At 73.1% G+C, this 15641-nt stretch carries 13 protein-coding genes; 5 read left to right on the plus strand and 8 right to left on the minus strand.

All coding sequences use genetic code 11. The annotated features are described in order from the left end of the window. Positions 1-886: MBL fold metallo-hydrolase (locus ACPFP2_RS24325; protein WP_424091742.1), on the minus strand; the 886-nt coding region annotated here is incomplete at its 3' end. Positions 887-1020: 134 nt separating this feature from the next. Between ACPFP2_RS24325 and ACPFP2_RS24330 the strand changes: the two genes are divergently transcribed. Then, a complete protein-coding gene (locus ACPFP2_RS24330) occupies positions 1021-2238 on the plus strand; it encodes an NADP-dependent isocitrate dehydrogenase (RefSeq protein WP_424091743.1) in 1218 nt (405 codons plus the stop codon). Positions 2239-2701: 463 nt separating this feature from the next. Here the strand turns inward: ACPFP2_RS24330 and galT are convergent, their stop codons facing one another. From galT to ACPFP2_RS24350, 4 genes are all read right to left on the minus strand, one after another. Beyond that, entirely contained in the window at positions 2702-3778 is a 1077-nt protein-coding gene (gene galT, locus ACPFP2_RS24335; RefSeq protein ID WP_424091745.1) for a galactose-1-phosphate uridylyltransferase, read from the minus strand. After that, positions 3775-4563 carry a DeoR/GlpR family DNA-binding transcription regulator gene (locus ACPFP2_RS24340; RefSeq protein ID WP_424091747.1) on the minus strand — a complete coding sequence of 263 codons (789 nt, stop codon included), beginning with the start codon at positions 4561-4563 and terminating at the stop codon, positions 3775-3777. The genes galT and ACPFP2_RS24340 overlap by 4 nt, the downstream gene beginning before the upstream one ends. 107 nt (positions 4564-4670) lie before the next feature. Continuing rightward, positions 4671-6200, minus strand: coding sequence for an adenylyl-sulfate kinase (gene cysC / locus ACPFP2_RS24345; RefSeq protein ID WP_424091749.1), 1530 nt, complete (start codon positions 6198-6200; stop codon positions 4671-4673). Between the two features lie 98 nt (positions 6201-6298). Further along, entirely contained in the window at positions 6299-6871 is a 573-nt protein-coding gene (locus ACPFP2_RS24350) for a DM13 domain-containing protein (protein WP_424091751.1), read from the minus strand. Between the two features lie 146 nt (positions 6872-7017). Between ACPFP2_RS24350 and ACPFP2_RS24355 the strand changes: the two genes are divergently transcribed. From ACPFP2_RS24355 to ACPFP2_RS24370, 4 genes are read left to right on the plus strand one after another with little or no spacing between them, the layout of a single operon-like run. Next, positions 7018-7932 carry an ABC transporter ATP-binding protein gene (locus ACPFP2_RS24355; RefSeq protein WP_424091753.1) on the plus strand — a complete coding sequence of 305 codons (915 nt, stop codon included), beginning with the start codon at positions 7018-7020 and terminating at the stop codon, positions 7930-7932. Next, positions 7925-8806, plus strand: coding sequence for an ABC transporter permease (locus tag ACPFP2_RS24360; RefSeq protein ID WP_424091755.1), 882 nt, complete (start codon positions 7925-7927; stop codon positions 8804-8806). Before ACPFP2_RS24355 ends, ACPFP2_RS24360 begins: the two co-directional genes overlap by 8 nt. Continuing rightward, positions 8803-9753, plus strand: a complete 951-nt coding sequence (locus tag ACPFP2_RS24365) for an ABC transporter ATP-binding protein (RefSeq protein ID WP_424091757.1) — start codon at positions 8803-8805, stop codon at positions 9751-9753. The genes ACPFP2_RS24360 and ACPFP2_RS24365 overlap by 4 nt, the downstream gene beginning before the upstream one ends. Positions 9754-9758: 5 nt before the next feature. Continuing rightward, the gene (locus tag ACPFP2_RS24370) at positions 9759-10469 is read left to right on the plus strand and encodes an ABC transporter permease subunit (protein WP_424091759.1); all 711 of its coding nucleotides are present in this window, start codon (positions 9759-9761) and stop codon (positions 10467-10469) included. Positions 10470-10621: 152 nt separating this feature from the next. On the opposite strand, the gene valS is transcribed toward ACPFP2_RS24370, so the two are convergent. From valS to ACPFP2_RS24385, 3 genes are all read right to left on the minus strand, one after another. Then, positions 10622-13186 carry a valine--tRNA ligase gene (gene valS, locus ACPFP2_RS24375; protein WP_424091761.1) on the minus strand — a complete coding sequence of 855 codons (2565 nt, stop codon included), beginning with the start codon at positions 13184-13186 and terminating at the stop codon, positions 10622-10624. A 53-nt stretch (positions 13187-13239) separates the two neighbouring features. Then, positions 13240-14823: a trypsin-like peptidase domain-containing protein gene (locus ACPFP2_RS24380; protein ID WP_424091762.1), complete on the minus strand. Its 1584-nt coding sequence runs from the start codon at positions 14821-14823 to the stop codon at positions 13240-13242. Positions 14824-14951: 128 nt separating this feature from the next. Beyond that, on the minus strand, positions 14952-15452 hold the full coding sequence (locus ACPFP2_RS24385) for a fascin domain-containing protein (protein WP_424091764.1): 501 nt from the start codon (positions 15450-15452) through the stop codon (positions 14952-14954). Positions 15453-15641: the final 189 nt, after the last annotated feature.

Here is a 15641-nt window from a genome sequence, read left to right on the forward strand (position 1 = left end):
GGTTAGAGCGGGGTGAAGGGGGTGGACAGGTGGGGGGTGGCCAGGAGGGTGGGGGTGGGGGAGGCGGTGAGGGTGCGCAGGAGGGTCGTCCGGGAGGTGCGGGCCGTGGCCGGGTCCTGCTCGTGGGGGTGGGGGAGGCGGTGAGGGTGCGCAGGAGGGTCGTCCGGGAGGTGCGGGCCGTGGCCGGGTCCTGCTCGTGGGCGTACGCCAGGTCGGGGGCGACCAGCTGCACCATGTGCACCAGCAGGTCGCCGGTGAGCAGCAGGCGCTCGTCGCCGGTGTCGACCAGCACGGACTGGTGGCCGGGGGTGTGTCCGGGCGTGCTCAGCACCCGTACCCCCGGGGTGAGGTCGGTGTCGCCGTCGACCACGCGGAGCTGGCCGGCGGCGCGCAACGGGGCGACCAGGCCGGCCGGCAGCCCCGGGTTGATCGACTCCATCGCGGCCAGCTCCGCCCGCTGCACCACGTAGTCGGCGTTCGGGAACCACGGCCGGCCCGGCGTGCCGGTCACCGCCCAGCCGATGTGGTCGCTGTGCAGGTGGGTGAGGACCACGGTGCGGACGTCGCCCGGGTCGATGCCGGCGGCGGCCAACTCGTCCGGCAGCCGTCCCGGCACCGGCGCCCAGCTCGCCGCCGGGGAGTCGGCCGGGCCGATGCCCGCGTCGACCAGGGTCGCCGGCCCGTCCCCGGCGCGCAGCGCGAAACTGCGGAACGGCAGCCACCACTGCCCGTCGGCGGTGACCGCCCCGGGGTCACGCCGGTCCGCCTCGCGCCAGTGCGCGTCGGTGGCGTCCGGGAACGCCGCGCTGCGGGGCTCGAAGAACGCCCCCTCGCCGTCGGTGAGGGCGGTGACCGTGATAGACCCGAGGGTGCGGCTCAGTGGCATCGGCCGATGATGCCAGTGATCTCCCGCGCCGGCCCCCGGTCATCCCACCTGCCGAGGCCGGCTGGGGGGTGCCGGCCCGTTTCCAGTACGCTCGTACTGCTTGAGCACGTGTCCCCCGAGAGGAGCGCCGGCCGATGGCGAAGATCAAGGTAAACAACCCGGTCGTGGAGCTCGACGGCGACGAGATGACCCGGATCATCTGGAAGCAGATCCGGGAGCAGCTGATCCTGCCCTACCTCGACGTCGACCTGCACTACTACGACCTGTCGATCCAGTACCGCGACGAGACCGACGACCAGGTCACCGTTGACGCCGCCAACGCCATCAAGCAGCACGGCGTGGGCGTCAAGTGCGCCACCATCACCCCGGACGAGGCCCGGGTCGAGGAGTTCGGCCTGAAGAAGATGTGGCGGTCGCCGAACGGCACCATCCGCAACATCCTCGGCGGCGTCGTCTTCCGTGAGCCGATCATCATGTCCAACGTGCCGCGGCTGGTCCCCGGCTGGACCAAGCCGATCATCATCGGCCGGCACGCCCACGGTGACCAGTACAAGGCCACCGACTTCGTCGTCCCCGGCCCGGGCACGGTGACCATCACCTACCAGCCGGCCGACGGCGGCGCCCCGATGGAGATGGAGGTCGCCAACTTCCCCGGCGGCGGCGTCGCCATGGGCATGTACAACTTCGACGACTCGATCCGGGACTTCGCCCGGGCCTCCATGCGTTACGGCCTGGACCGCGGCTACCCGGTCTACCTGTCGACCAAGAACACCATCCTCAAGGCGTACGACGGCCGCTTCAAGGACATCTTCGCCGAGGTGTTCGAGAACGAGTTCTCCTCGGAGTTCGAGGCCGCCGGCATCACCTACGAGCACCGGCTCATCGACGACATGGTCGCCGCCGCGCTCAAGTGGGAGGGTGGCTTCGTCTGGGCCTGCAAGAACTACGACGGTGACGTGCAGTCCGACACCGTCGCGCAGGGCTTCGGCTCGCTCGGCCTGATGACCTCCGTGCTGATGACCCCGGACGGCCGTACGGTCGAGGCCGAGGCGGCGCACGGCACCGTCACCCGGCACTACCGGCAGTACCAGAAGGGCGAGAAGACCTCGACCAACCCGATCGCCTCGATCTACGCCTGGACCCGGGGCCTGGCCCACCGGGGCAAGCTGGACGGCACCCCGGCGGTCACCGAGTTCGCCAACACCCTGGAGCAGGTCATCATCGACACCGTCGAGGGCGGCCAGATGACCAAGGACCTCGCGCTGCTCATCTCGCGCGACGCCCCGTGGCTGACCACCGACGAGTTCATGAACGCGCTCGACGAGAACCTGGCCCGCAAGCTCGGCGCCTGATTCCCGCGCACCGACCGAGCCCGCCGGCCCCGCGCCGGCGGGCTCCGTCGTACCCGGGCTCCGTCGTACCCGGGCCGCGTCGTGGCGGGGCCGCGTCGTGTGGACGCAGGATCCTGGATGTAGTGGCCTCGGGGCGCGGTGGATGCCCCTACAGCCAGGATCGAGCACGATCTTCGAGCGCGTCACGCCCGCGCGTCGGACGTCGCGCGGGCGGGTGGGCGGGTGGGCGGCCCGGTGACGGTGGCGCTCCGTCACCGGGGGAGGGCCAGGTCGTTGAACTGGGTGGACGTGGTGCCAGTCGCGTCCAGGAAGGTTGACCGCGGTCACCTCGCGGCACGAGTGCCGACCAGCCAGCCTTCCCGGCTGTCGTGCACAGCCAGCCGTCCCTTCCCTGCGGGGGGCCCTGTCCCGGGCCCCCCGCGCCCTGTCTCCCGGCCACTGCCGCGTGCTGCGGATCGGCGGGTCAGCCGGCGCGGAGCAGTTCCGCCGCCCGCTCGGGCGCGATGTCGTTGATGAAGACGCCCATGCCCGACTCCGAGCCGGCGAGGTACTTCAGCTTGTCCCGGGCCCGCCGGATGCTGAACAGCTGCAGGTGCAGGTGCCCCAACTCCCGGTCGACGTGGACCGGCGCCTGGTGCCAGGCGGCGATGTACGGCATCGGCAGGTCGAAGAGCCCGTCGAAGCGGCGCAGCACGTCCAGGTAGAGCGGGCCGAAGGCGTCCCGCTCGGCGTCGTCGAGCGCCGGGATGTCCGGCACCGGCCGGTGCGGCGCCACGTGCACCTCGAACGGCCAGCGGGCGGCCGCCGGGACGTACGCCGTCCAGTGCTCGTTGGCCGCGACGACCCGGTCCCCGGCGGCGCGTTCGGCGGCGAGCACGTCGGCGTAGAGGTTGCCCCCGCCGGTGCGTTCGGTGTGCCGGCGGGCGGCGGCCAGCAGCGACCGGGTGCGGGGGGTGAGGAAGGGGTACGCGTAGATCTGCCCGTGCGGGTGGTGCAGGGTCACCCCGATCTCCACGCCCCGGTTCTCGAAGCAGAACACCTGCTCCACCCCGGGCAGCTCGCTCAGCGCCAGCGTCCGGTCGGCCAGCGCGTCCAGCACGGTGCGGACCCGGTGCGGCGGCAGCCCGGCGAAGGAGGCGTGGTGGTCGTCGGTGAAGCAGACCACCTCGCAGCGGCCCCGGCCCGGCCGGACCGGGGTGAACCGGGTGATCTCCGCCGGTTCCTCGGCGACCCGCTGGCTCAGCGACGGGAAACGGTTCTCGAAGACCGCCACGTCGTAGTCGGGGGCGGGGATCTCGCTGAGCCGGTCGTCCCGGGAGGGGCAGAGCGGGCACTGGTCGGCCGGCGGCAGGAACGTCCGGGTCTGCCGGTGCACGGCGACCGCCACCCACTCGTCGGTCAGCGGGTCGTACCGGAGCTGGGAGGCCGGCGGGGGCGGCGGCAGCTCACGCCGGTCGGGCTGGTCGCGGAGCGCGTCGTCCCGCTCGTCGAAGTAGATCAGCTCGCGGCCGTCCGCCAGCTCGATCGCCGTACGCTTCACTGCGCTCCCTCCGTGCCCGGCACGATCACCAGCTCGCCCACGTGCTCGTCGAGTACCCGGCGCGCCTCGGGCGTCAGCCGGTCGTCGGTGACCAGCACGTCGGCGGCGGCCAGGCCGACGATCGAGGAGATGCCGACGGTCTCCCACTTGGTGTGGTCGGCGAGGACGACCAGCCGGTCGGCGGCGGCCACCAGGGCGCGGTCGGTCTCCGCCTCCATCAGGTTCGGGGTGGTGAAGCCGGCCCGTGCGCTGATCCCGTGCACGCCGAGGAAGAGCAGGTCCAGGTGGAGCGAGCGGATCGCGTCCACGGCCAGCGGGCCGACCAGCGCGTCGGACGGGGTGCGGACGCCCCCGGTGAGCACCACGGTCTGGTCGGGGCGACCGCCGGAGTGCAGGATCTCGGCCACCGGCAGCGAGTTGGTCACCACGGTCAGGCCGGGTACGTCGACCAGACGCCGGGCCAGCTCGGCGGTGGTGGTGCCGGCGGAGAGGGCGATCGCGGCCCCGGGGCGGACCAGCTCCGCGGCCCGGGCGGCGATGGCGGCCTTCTCGGCGAGCTGGCGCACCGACTTGGCGTGGAAGCCGGGCTCGTCGGTGGAGCCGGGGCCGGCGACGGTGGCCCCGCCGTGCACCTTGGCGAGCAGACCCTGCTCGTGCAGGACGTCCAGGTCGCGCCGGATGGTCATGTCGGAGACGCCGAACTCGACGGACAGCTCGCTGACGCGTACGCCGCCCGTCGCGCGGACCCGGTCGAGGATGGCCGCCTGTCGCTGTCGCGCCAGCATCCGCCGCACCTCCGGCTCCCGCGCACTCTCACGCGCTCGAACGTGTTCCAACAAGAGCGAACACTAGCGCGCAGGCGTCAGCGACGGAAGGCGAACCCCCCGGGGAATCAGGTGGACTGGAGGCGGGGCTCCACCCAGCCGGTCTCGGTGAGCAGGTTCATCACCGACTGCACCGCCTCCTCGACATCGAGGCCGGTGGTGTCGATCACCAGGTCGGCGTCCGTCGGCTCCTCGTACGGGTCGTCGATGCCGGTCATCCCGGTGAGCAGGCCGGCGCGGGCGCGGGCGTACAGGCCCTTGCGGTCACGCTGCTCGCAGACCTCCAGCGGGGTGGCCACGTGCACCAGCACGAAGCCCGCCCCGGCGGCCAACGCCATCTCCCGGGCGGTCTGCCGCGCCTGGGCGTACGGGGCGATCGGGCAGCAGATGCCGACGCCGCGATGCCGGGCGATCTCGGCGGCCACCCAACCGATCCGGCGTACGTTGGCGTCCCGGTCGGCCTTGCTGAAACCCAGCCCGGCCGAGAGTTCCCGGCGCACCACATCCCCGTCGAGCAGGGTCACCGTCCGGTCGCCCTGTTCACGCAGCAGGTCCGCCAGGCCCCGCGCGATCGTCGACTTGCCCGAACCGGAGAGCCCGGTGAGGAAGACCACCAGGCCCCGGTGCCGGCGCGGCGGCCGGGCCCGGCTCAGCTCCTTGGCCACCGCCGGCGGGGTGTGCCACTCGGGCAGCGGGAAGCCCCGGTCCAGCAGGTCCTCGATCTCCTCCTGGCTCAACGCCAGGCGCCGGTTGCGTGGCGGGATGTCCTCCCGCCAGCGCCACTGCCCGTCCCGGTTGTCGTAGGCCAGCTCGCGGGGGACCAGCACCCGCAGCCCCGCGCCGGAGAGCATCTCGCCGGTGGAGAGCAGGTGGGTCACCCCGTACGCGGCGGAGATCCGGGCCCGCAGCAGGGCGTCGCTGATCTCGTCGCGGCGACGCGGCATCGGCACCGCGACCAGGGTCGCCGGGGGCATCCGGTCACGGGCGGCGAAGACCGCCCGGACCAGCGCCTCCGACGGCAGGCCGCCGTGGCCGTCCTCGGCCACCGGGATCATCACCAGCAGGTGCGCGCCCAGGGTGCGGGCGGCGTGCGCGATCTGGGCCAGCTGGGGGCGGTGCAGCGGCCGGTCCGCGATCACCCCGAGCACCCGGCCCGGGGGCAGCAGCCCGCGGACCTCCTCCGGCGTGCGGCGCAGCCGCTGGAACGGGCCGTGCCCACCGTCGCCGAGCCGGCGGACCCGGCCGCCCACCCCGGTCACGCCCTCGCGGGCCGGCCACACGTCGACGACCTCCAGCGCGGCCACCGGCGCGCCCTCGCCGTCGCTGAGCACCAGCGTGCGGCGGCCCGGGTCGGCCGGGTCCAGCCCGGCGGCCAGCGTCGCCGGCACCTGGAGGGTCACCGGCACCGGCCACGGGGTGCCGTCGGCGAGCCGGCCCCGGCGCTGCAACGAGACCAGGTCGGCGCGGGTCATGAAACCGGTCAGCGGGGCGTACGCGCCGGTCAGCAACAACTCCAGATCGGCCAGCTCGCCCGGGCGCGGCGTGTACGCCGGCGCGTCCCGAAGCACCTCGTCGGGCAGCACCCACCCGTTGCTCATCCGTACCCCTCACTCGCTGACCGGCACACAGTTTCGCAGCCGACCGGCGATCGGTCGAGAGCGCCACTCCACTCCCGCGCGCCGAGGGTGGGCGTCGGTCAGCCCGTCGGGGCCAGCGGGGCGGCGCCGAAGGAGACCGAGAAGCGCTTGCACCAGATCGAGACGCTGGTCAGCCGGGCCAGGTCGGTTCCGGCGGGGATGTCGTACGCCTGATCGCCCCGGTTGCCCTTCAGTCGGCCCAGCTCGACCCACCGCCCGTCGTCGAAGACGTCCCACCCGGCGCGGCCGGTGCGCACCGGCTGGTCGCTCAGCCAGACCCGCAGGTCGGGTCCGTTGGAGGTGTCGAGCCCGACCAGTTCCAGCCGGTGGCTGCCGTCGGCGGCCCGCACGATCCGGGCGGCGCCCGAGGTGTCGTGCTCGTGGGTGACGAACTCGCCCCGGCTGACCAGGGTCGGCCCGGCCGGCGGCGCCGGGGTGGCCGGGCCCGCGCCCCCCGTCGGCGCGGGCCCGACCGACGGCGTCTCCACCGTCACGTCGGAGAGCTGTTCGCTGACCCGGGTGTCGGTGACCGCCTTCCACGGCTGGAACCAGTACAGGCCGACCGCCGCCCCGACGGCGAGGACGGCGACGGCGACCCAGGCCAGGGGAGTACGCAGCAGACGGGTGAGCATGCCGTCCAGTCTGGCCGGACGCGGTCACCCGGGGACCGGTCGGCGGCCTTACGAAAGCCTTACCGGCTTCCCCCGGACGGGTATCAGGGGCCGACCCGGGCGATTCCCGATACCTCCCGGGGTCCCGACTTCCTACGCTGGCGGTCGTGACACTGATCGCGACCGAGTCGCTGACCAAGACGTACGGGGGCCGCGTCACCGCGCTGGCCGACCTGACCGTCGCGGTCGAGCCGGGCATCATCGGGCTGGTCGGCGCCAACGGCGCCGGGAAGTCCACCCTGATCAAGATCCTGCTGGGGCTGCTCGCCCCGACCAGCGGGCGGGTCTCCGTGCTCGGCCTCGACCCCACCACCGACCCGGCCGCCGTTCGGGCCCGGGTCGGCTACATGCCGGAGCACGACGCGCTCCCGCCCGACCTCACCGCCGCCGAGCTGGTCACCCACCTCGGCCGGATCAGCGGCCTGCCGCGGACGGCGGCCCGGGAGCGGGCCTCCGAGGCGCTGCGCCACGTCGGGCTGCACGAGGAGCGGCACCGCGCCGTCGGCGGCTACTCCACCGGCATGAAGCAGCGGGTGAAGCTCGCCCAGGCCCTGGTGCACGACCCGGACCTGCTGCTGCTGGACGAGCCGACCAACGGCCTCGACCCCGCCGGCCGGGACGACATGCTCGCCCTGGTGCACCGGATCGGCACCGAGTTCGGCATCTCCGTGCTGGTCTGCTCGCACCTGCTCGGCGAGGTCGAGCGGATCTGCGACACCCTGGTCGCCATCGACGGCGGCCGGCTGCTGCGCGCCGGACCGATCGCCGCGATGACCTCCGCCACCGACGTGCTCGCCGTCGAGGTCAGCGAGGGTACGGAGCTGCTGGCCGCCCGGCTCGCGGCGCTCGACCTGCCGGTGGACACCGACGGCCGGCTGCTGCTCGTCCCGCTCGCCGACGAGGCCACCTACGACCTGATCCTCGGCGCGGTCGCCGACCTGGACCTGCCGCTGCACCGGCTGGACCAGCGACGGCACCGGGTGGCCGAGCTGTTCACCCCGAGGGAGCCCAGCCATGTCTGAGCCGACCGGCGTCATCCACGACATCGGCTACCAGCGCTACACCGGCCCCCGGCTGGGTCGCCGGCACGTGTTCGGCGCGCTCTACCTGCACGGCCTGCGGACCGTCTTCGGCCTGGGCCGCAGCGCCAAGGCCAAGATCTTCCCCTGGCTGGTGGTCGGCATCGTCACCCTGGTGGCGGCCGGGGTCACCGCGGTACGCAGCCAGATCGGCCAGGTGGTGATGACGTACGCCCAGTTCGCCGACTCGATGAGCTGGCTGGTCATCTTCTTCGTCGCGGTCGCCGCTCCGGAGCTGGTCTCCCGCGACCTGCGCAGCGGGGTGCTGCCGTTGTACTTCTCCCGGCCGCTGCCGCGTGGCGACTACGCGACGGCCAAGCTGCTGGCCCTGGTCACCGGGTTGTGGCTGCTGCTCGGCGGGCCGCAGCTGGTGATGTTCCTCGGTGCCGCGTTCACCACCGACGCCGGCCTGCGCGGGGTCCGCGACGAACTGCTCGACCTGCTGCCGGCGCTGCTCTACGCCGGTCTCTGGGCGGTGGTCTTCGCCTCGGTCGGGCTGCTGGTCGCCTCGCTCACCGGCAAGCGGGCGTTCGCCGCCGGGGGCATCGTGGCGGTCTTCCTGATGACCACCCCGATCGTCGGCACCCTGTCGATCCTGCCGTCGGCCACGGTCAACGAGCTGGCCCTGCTCGCCTCGCCGTCCACCCTGGTGCAGGGGGTCGGCCTGTTCCTCCTCGGTGACCTGCTGGTGCCCGCGTCCGAGGTGGACCGGCTGATCGGCGGGTTCGGGCCGGTCTACGTCCTCGGCGCGGGGCTGCTCGTGGCCGCCTGCGTCACCCTGCTGCTGCTGCGATACCGGAAGGTGGCCGCCCGATGACCACGATCAGCGCCGAGGCCGCCCCGGCCGTCACCACCAGCACCCTGGACCTCGCCGGCGTCTCCCGCTGGTACGGCAATGTGGTGGCCGTCAACGACGTCAGCATGCGGCTGGGGCCCGGGGTGACCGGACTGCTCGGCCCCAACGGCGCCGGCAAGACCACCCTGCTGCACATGATGGCCGGCTTCCTCGCCCCGTCCCGGGGCACGGTGACCCTGGACGGGGAGCCGACCTGGCGCAACCCGTCGGTGTACCGCCGGCTCGGGCTGGTCAGTGAGCGGGAGGCGGTGCACACCTTCCTCACCGCGTACGAGTTCGTGCTGGCCAGCGCGAAGCTGCACCGGCTGCCCGACCCGGCAGCGGCGGCCCGTCGGGCGATCGCCCTGGTCGAGTTGGAGGGGGCGCAGGACCGGCGGATCGGCACGTACTCCAAGGGCATGCGGCAGCGGGCGCGGGTCGCCGCGGCGCTGGTGCACGACCCGCAGGTGCTGCTGCTCGACGAGCCGTTCAACGGGATGGACCCGCGGCAGCGGCTGCACATGATGACGCTGCTGCACTCGCTCGGGGACGCCGGCCGGACCATCCTGTTCAGCTCGCACATCCTGGAGGAGGTCGAGCAGGTCTCCGGCACGGTGCAGGTGATGGTCGCCGGCCGGCTCGCCGCCTCGGGCGATTTCCGCACCATCCGGCGGCTGATGACCAACCGGCCGCACGTGTTCGCGGTCCGCTCCACCGACGACCGGGCGCTGGCCGTGGCGCTGATGGCCGAGCCCTCGGTCACCGGGGTCGAACTGGACCGTACCGGGCTGACCGTGAAGGCCGGCGACTACGGCGCGTTCACCCGTGCGCTGCCGAAGGTCGCGCTGGCCCACGGCATCCGGGTCCGGCGGCTGCTGCCCGAGGACGAGTCCCTGGAGAGCGTCTTCTCCTACCTGCTGGAGGGCTGAGAGCCGTGTCGACCGTTACCTGGATCACCGCGCGCGGGCTGTTCGGCCGCCGTCGTTTCCTGATGCTGCTGCCGCTGCCGGCGGTGCTGGTGGCGCTCGCCGTGCTCTGCCGGTCGCTGGGGGTGGCGCCGGCCGACTGGGGGCCGCCGGTGCTGGTCGGCCTCGGCCTGGCCGTGGTGCTGCCGGTGGTGGCGCTGGTCGTCGGCACCGGCGTGCTCGGTGCCGAGATCGACGACGGGACGGTGGTGCACGTCCTCACCAAGCCGCTGCCCCGCTGGCAGATCGTGCTGCCGAAGCTCGCGGTGGCGACCGGGGTCAGCGCGGCCACCGTCGCCGTGCCGATCTTCGTCGCGGGCCTGCTCGCCGATTCGGTACGCCTCGGCGGGGCGCTCGCCGCCGCCTCCGCGCTGGGCGCGCTGGCGTACTCGGCGCTGTTCCTGGCGATGAGCCTGCTCACCCGGCGGCCGGTGCTGCTCGGGCTGGTCTACGTGCTGATCTGGGAGGGGTTGCTGGGCCGGTTCGTCAGCGGCACGCGGGTGCTGTCGATCCAGCAGTGGGTGATCGCGTTGGCCGACCGGAGCGCCCCGACCGACCTGCTCTCCACGACGGTCTCCGTCCCGGTGGCCGCCGTGCTGACCGGCCTGGTCGCGGTCGGCTTCACCGCCCTCGCCGTCGACCGCCTCCGCTCCTTCAGCATCGCCGGCGAAACCAGCTGACCTCCACCCACCCCTCCCCACCCCGCCCCCACCCTCGGGGCGCAAATACAGAGAAAGAGTGGCTATTCCTCGCCGGATAGCCACTCTTTCTCTGAAAGTGCGCTCTCAAAGTGCGCGGGGGGAGGGGGATGGGGGAGGGGGAGGGGAGGGGGTCAGAAGGCGCAGGCGACGACCAGTTCGGGGGTGCGGTCGGGGAGCAGGTCGAGCTTGCCGATGCGTCCGGCGGCGCGCAGGTCGTCGGCGATCAGGGTGAGCTGGTCCAACAGCGCCGCCGGGCCCAGCGCCTCGGCCAGCGGCACCTCCGCCTTCATCGACAGCTTTCGCTCCGACTTGGCCCGGCGCACCTGGCTCAGCGCGTCCGAGGCCAGCCGTAGCAGCCCCGGGTCACCGGTGCCGGTGATCGCCCGCCGCACCTCGTACGTGGTGGGCCAGGTGGCCCGGTGCACCGAGCCGTACCGCCACCAGGACCAGACCTCCTCGGTCACGTACGGCAGCACCGGGGCGAAGAGCCGCAACTGCACCGAGAGCGCGGTGGCCAGCGCCGCCCGGGCCGAGTCCGCCCCCGGCCCGGCGCCGTAGGCGCGCTCCTTCACCAGTTCGATGTAGTCGTCGCAGAACCGCCAGAAGAACGCCTCCGTGGCCTGCAACGCCGCCGTGTGGTCGTAGGAGTCGAACGCCGCCGTGGCCACCTCGACCACGGTGGCCAACTCGGCGAGCATCGCGGTGTCCAGTGGCGCGGTCGCCGGGGCGCGCAACGCGTCGGCGGCGCCCAGCCCGAGGGCGAACTTCGACGCGTTGAGCAGCTTCGTCGCGAGCCGCCGCCCCACCTTGATCTGCGCGGCGTCGAAGGCCAGGTCCATCCCGGGTCGGCCGTTGGCCGCCCAGTAGCGGACCGCGTCCGAGCCGTGCTGCTCCAGCAGGGCCATCGGGGTGACCACGTTCCCCTTGGACTTCGACATCTTCTTGCGGTCCGGGTCGAGGATCCAGCCGGACAGGACCGCGCCCCGCCAGGGCAGCACCCCGTGCTCCAGGTGGGCACGGACCACGGTGGAGAAGAGCCAGGTGCGGATGATCTCCTGGCCCTGCGGGCGCAGGTCCATCGGGAAGACCCGGGCGAACAGGTCCGGGTCGGACTCCCACCCGCCGACGATCTGCGGGGTCAGCGACGAGGTGGCCCAGGTGTCCAGGACGTCCGGGTCGCCGACGAAGCCGCCCGGCACGCCGCGCTGCTCCTCGGAGAATCCGGGCGGCGGCTCGCTGGACGGATCGACCGGCAGCGTGGCCTCGTCCGGTGTGAGAGGGTGGGCGTAGTCCGGCTCGCCAGTGTCGTCGAGCCGGTACCACACCGGCACCGGCACGCCGAAGAAGCGCTGCCGGCTGACCAGCCAGTCACCGGTCAACCCGCCCACCCAGTGGTCGTACCGGTGCTTCATGTGCTCCGGCACCCAGCGCAGCTCGGCGCCCCGGGCCAGCAGTTCCGCCCGCAGCCCGGCGTCCCGGCCGCCGTTGCGCAGGTACCACTGCCGGGTCGAGACGATCTCCAGTGGCCGGTCGCCGCGTTCGTAGAACTTCACCGGGTGGGTGATCGGGCGTGGCTCGCCCACCAGGTCGCCCGCGTCGGCCAGCATCGCCACCAGCGTCCGCCGGGCGCCGTTGACCGTCTGCCCGGCCAGCGCCGCGTAGGGCTCCGCCGGCACGCCGGCCGGCGGCTCCGGCAGCAGCCGCCCGTCCCGGCCGATCACCACCCGGGTCGCCAGGTCCAGCTCCCGCCACCAGGTCACGTCGGTCAGGTCACCGAAGGTGCAGACCATCGCGATGCCGGTGCCCTTGGCCGGGACCGCCAGCGGGTGCGCGCGCACCGGCACCTCGACCCCGAGGACCGGGGTACGCACGACCGCGCCCACCAGGTCCGCGTACCGTTCGTCGTCGGGGTGGCAGACCAGCGCCACGCAGGCCGGCAGCAGCTCCGGGCGGGTGGTGTCGATCAGCACCTCGCGCCCGCCCGGCCCGGTGAACCGCAGCCGGTGGTACGCCCCCGGCCGCTCCCGGTCCTCCAGTTCGGCCTGGGCCACGGCGGTGGCGAAGCCGACGTCCCAGAGGGTCGGCGCCTCCGCCTGGTACGCCTCGCCCCGGGCCAGGTTCCGCAGGAACATCCGCTGCGAGGTGGCCCGGGCCGCCCGCCCGATCGTCGTGTACGTCAGCGACCAGTCCACCGACAGCCCGAGCCGCCGCCACAGCGCCTCGAAGACCTGCTCGTCCTCGGCGGTCAGCGTCTCGCACAGTGCCACGAAGTTGCGCCGGGAGATCGAGGTGGGGCTCTTGCGGGCGTCCTCGGTGACCGGGGTGGCCGGCGGCTGCCAGTGCGGGTCGTACGGCAGGGCCGGGTCGCAGCGCACCCCGTAGACGTTCTGCACCCGACGTTCGGTGGGCAGGCCGTTGTCGTCCCAGCCCATCGGGTAGAAGACCGTGCGGCCGCGCATCCGCTGGAAGCGGGCCACCGTGTCGGTGTGCGTGTACGAGAAGACGTGCCCCATGTGCAGCTCGCCCGATACCGTCGGCGGCGGGGTGTCGATCGAGTACACGTCCGAACGCTGCTTCGCGCGGTCGAACGCGTACGTGCCCTCCTCCTGCCAGCGGCGCGCCCAGGTCTCCTCGATGCCGTCCAGGGTGGGACGTTCGGGGACGCCGGCGCGGGCCGTCCTCGCCGTGTCGGTCATCGTCCGATCCTAGGCAGCCGACCGGCCCGCGCCACCGAATTGTCGCGTCGTCGCTACCGCGTCGAGGAGCCGATCGGGGTGAGCAGCGGACCCTGGGTGGCGATCTGGAAGCCCAGGCCGGTGCGGGCGTTGGCCCGGTCCAGGATGAGGGAGACCGGCGCGTAGTGGTTCTTCTCGGCCGCGTTGGTGCACGGGCCGCTGCCCGGGTCACCGTCGCTGAGGATGCCCAGCGCCCGGCCGTCGGACTCGGTGAACAGCGGGCCGCCGCTGTCGCCGGGCCGGGCGCAGATCTGCACACTGATGCCGCCGGCCTTGCCGATGACCTGGCCGCAGCGGGTGCCCGGGACGTACCCGGCGCCCGCCCCGGAGTCGACGTACACCTCGCCCGCCTTCGGCGTGTACGCCGAGCCGGTGGCGCAGACGATCGAGCCGATCACCACCGCGCTGTACGGCGTGACGCCGGTGATCTTCACGTCGCGGCTGCCCCTGGTGGCGCAGGCCGGGTTGTCCGTCACGCACCAGTAGTTGACCAGGCTCGCTCCCTGGGTGCGCTTCGGGTACGCCCACCGGGTGAATGCGCCCTCCTGGTACGGCAGCAGCGCGTAGTCGTACGGGAGGGTGCCGTCGTACTCGGCCAGCACCGGGCTGGTGGACTCGATGTTCACCGGCACCTTGGGCCCGAGGAACTGGTGCCAGGTCCGGTCGACGTGGGTGTGGGTGCCGCTGGCCACGCAGTGCCCGGCGGTCAGCACGTAGTACCGCCCGGAGCGCGCCCGGACGTTGAAGCCGCTGGTGCAGCCGCCGACCGTGCCGTTGTCCCGGGGGACGTCCAGCCGGATGCCGCCGCGCATCGGGGCCTGGGCGCAGTAGCGCGGGTCGCACGCCTTCGGCACCGTCGGCCCGGACCGGCGTGGCTGGACGCGGACCGGTGCCCCGGCCCCGTCACGCGCCCCGGCGAGCCGGGGGTCGTCGGCGGCGACCCGGTCGCCGGTGAGCACCACGACCTCGTTGGCCTGCTCGTCGACCACCACGTCCGTTCCGGCCTCCACCCCGAGGGTCGCGGCCAGTTCAGCGGCCGTCCCCGTGAGCCGGCGCAGCGAATGGCGCGCGGGAACCACCGTCATGTGCGCGGCGTCCGGCATCGCGGCGACCGCCTGCCGGATCGGGGCCGGGTCGGTGGCGGCGATGGTCAGGACGCCGCCGGCGGCCTGGTCCAGCCACATCCCGGCGTACCCGTCGGGGAACCGGTCGGCGAGGGTGGCGGCGAGCGGCGCGGAGATCTCCTGCAACGCCACCCGCCGGGCCGCCTCGCCCTGCGGGAGCCGGTACCGCTCGGCGAGGTAGCCCACCGACGCGGGGGCCGCCTTCGCCACCTCCGACGCTGGCCGGGGGGTGGCCTTCACCGGCCGGGTGTCCGCCGTGGAGCGTGGCGCGGCGGCCCGTTCGCGGGCACCGTCCGTCGCCGCGCGCGGCGACACGTCCGCCGATTCGGCCGCGGCCTCCGCGGACCACTCGCCCGTCGCCGCCGTGGCGACCGGCGGGCCGCCGTCCTCCTCCCGGCTCAGCGCGACCGTCGTCGCGCCGACCGTGCTGATCACCAATGCTGCCGCGACAACCATCCGTCGTCGGATCCGCACGCCGTAACCTCCCCGTGTAGTTCGGCGGTGCCCGACCGGCCCGTCCCGCCGGGCCGGCACTGCGGCTGACGGCTCGACCGATCGACGAGCGGCAGTCTATCCGGAGGTCGCGCAGCAAGCCGCCCCGCTTAACCTGACGGCCCTACCGGGGCGGTCAACTGACCGCCCCGGTAGGGCGTGCGGTTGCCAGATCCTGTGCCGCCCGAATCGTCAGAGGTAGGGGATGCTGAATTTTCCCAGCCAGAGATGCTGGCGGCGCGAGCCTGTAGCGGCGCATCGGTCTGGCTTATCCTCGCGGTGACGAAGAGGCCGTTGGCCAGCGATTGAATCGCCCAGGAACCATCGGACAGGCCGTAGGACTGGTACTGTTCCCAGCTGCTCTCAGCACTGGCGCGAGCCTGTAGCGCTGCACTGGTCTGGCTGAGTCTTGCCGTGACGTACCGGCTGTTGGCCCACGAGATGATCGGCGTCACCGCCTTGGTCGACAGGTCCGAAGGGGTGAGTCGCACGGCCCCCTGCGCGGTACCCGGCGGTGTGGTGGCGGCGTTGGCCGGCGAAGCCGCGGCCACGGTTCCGCCGAACAATGCCACGATCATTACTGCGACGCTCGTGAGCGATTTCAGTTTCATGCGGCCATCCCCGTTCTCCTTGACTGCGGTAAGGCCAATTGACTTACCGCGTACAAGGATCTCCCGCAGGCGCAATTCAGTCGATAGATTTCGATGTCAGATAGGAGGCATCGCGGGCTGCGCAGCTGGCGGGAGTTGTTGCAAATTTCTCCCCGTGCGAGTGATTCCCGCAACCGCAATTCCCGGAGC

The sequence above is a fragment of the Micromonospora citrea genome (assembly GCF_049629545.1).
GTDB classification, from domain to species: Bacteria; Actinomycetota; Actinomycetes; order Mycobacteriales; family Micromonosporaceae; genus Micromonospora; species Micromonospora citrea_A.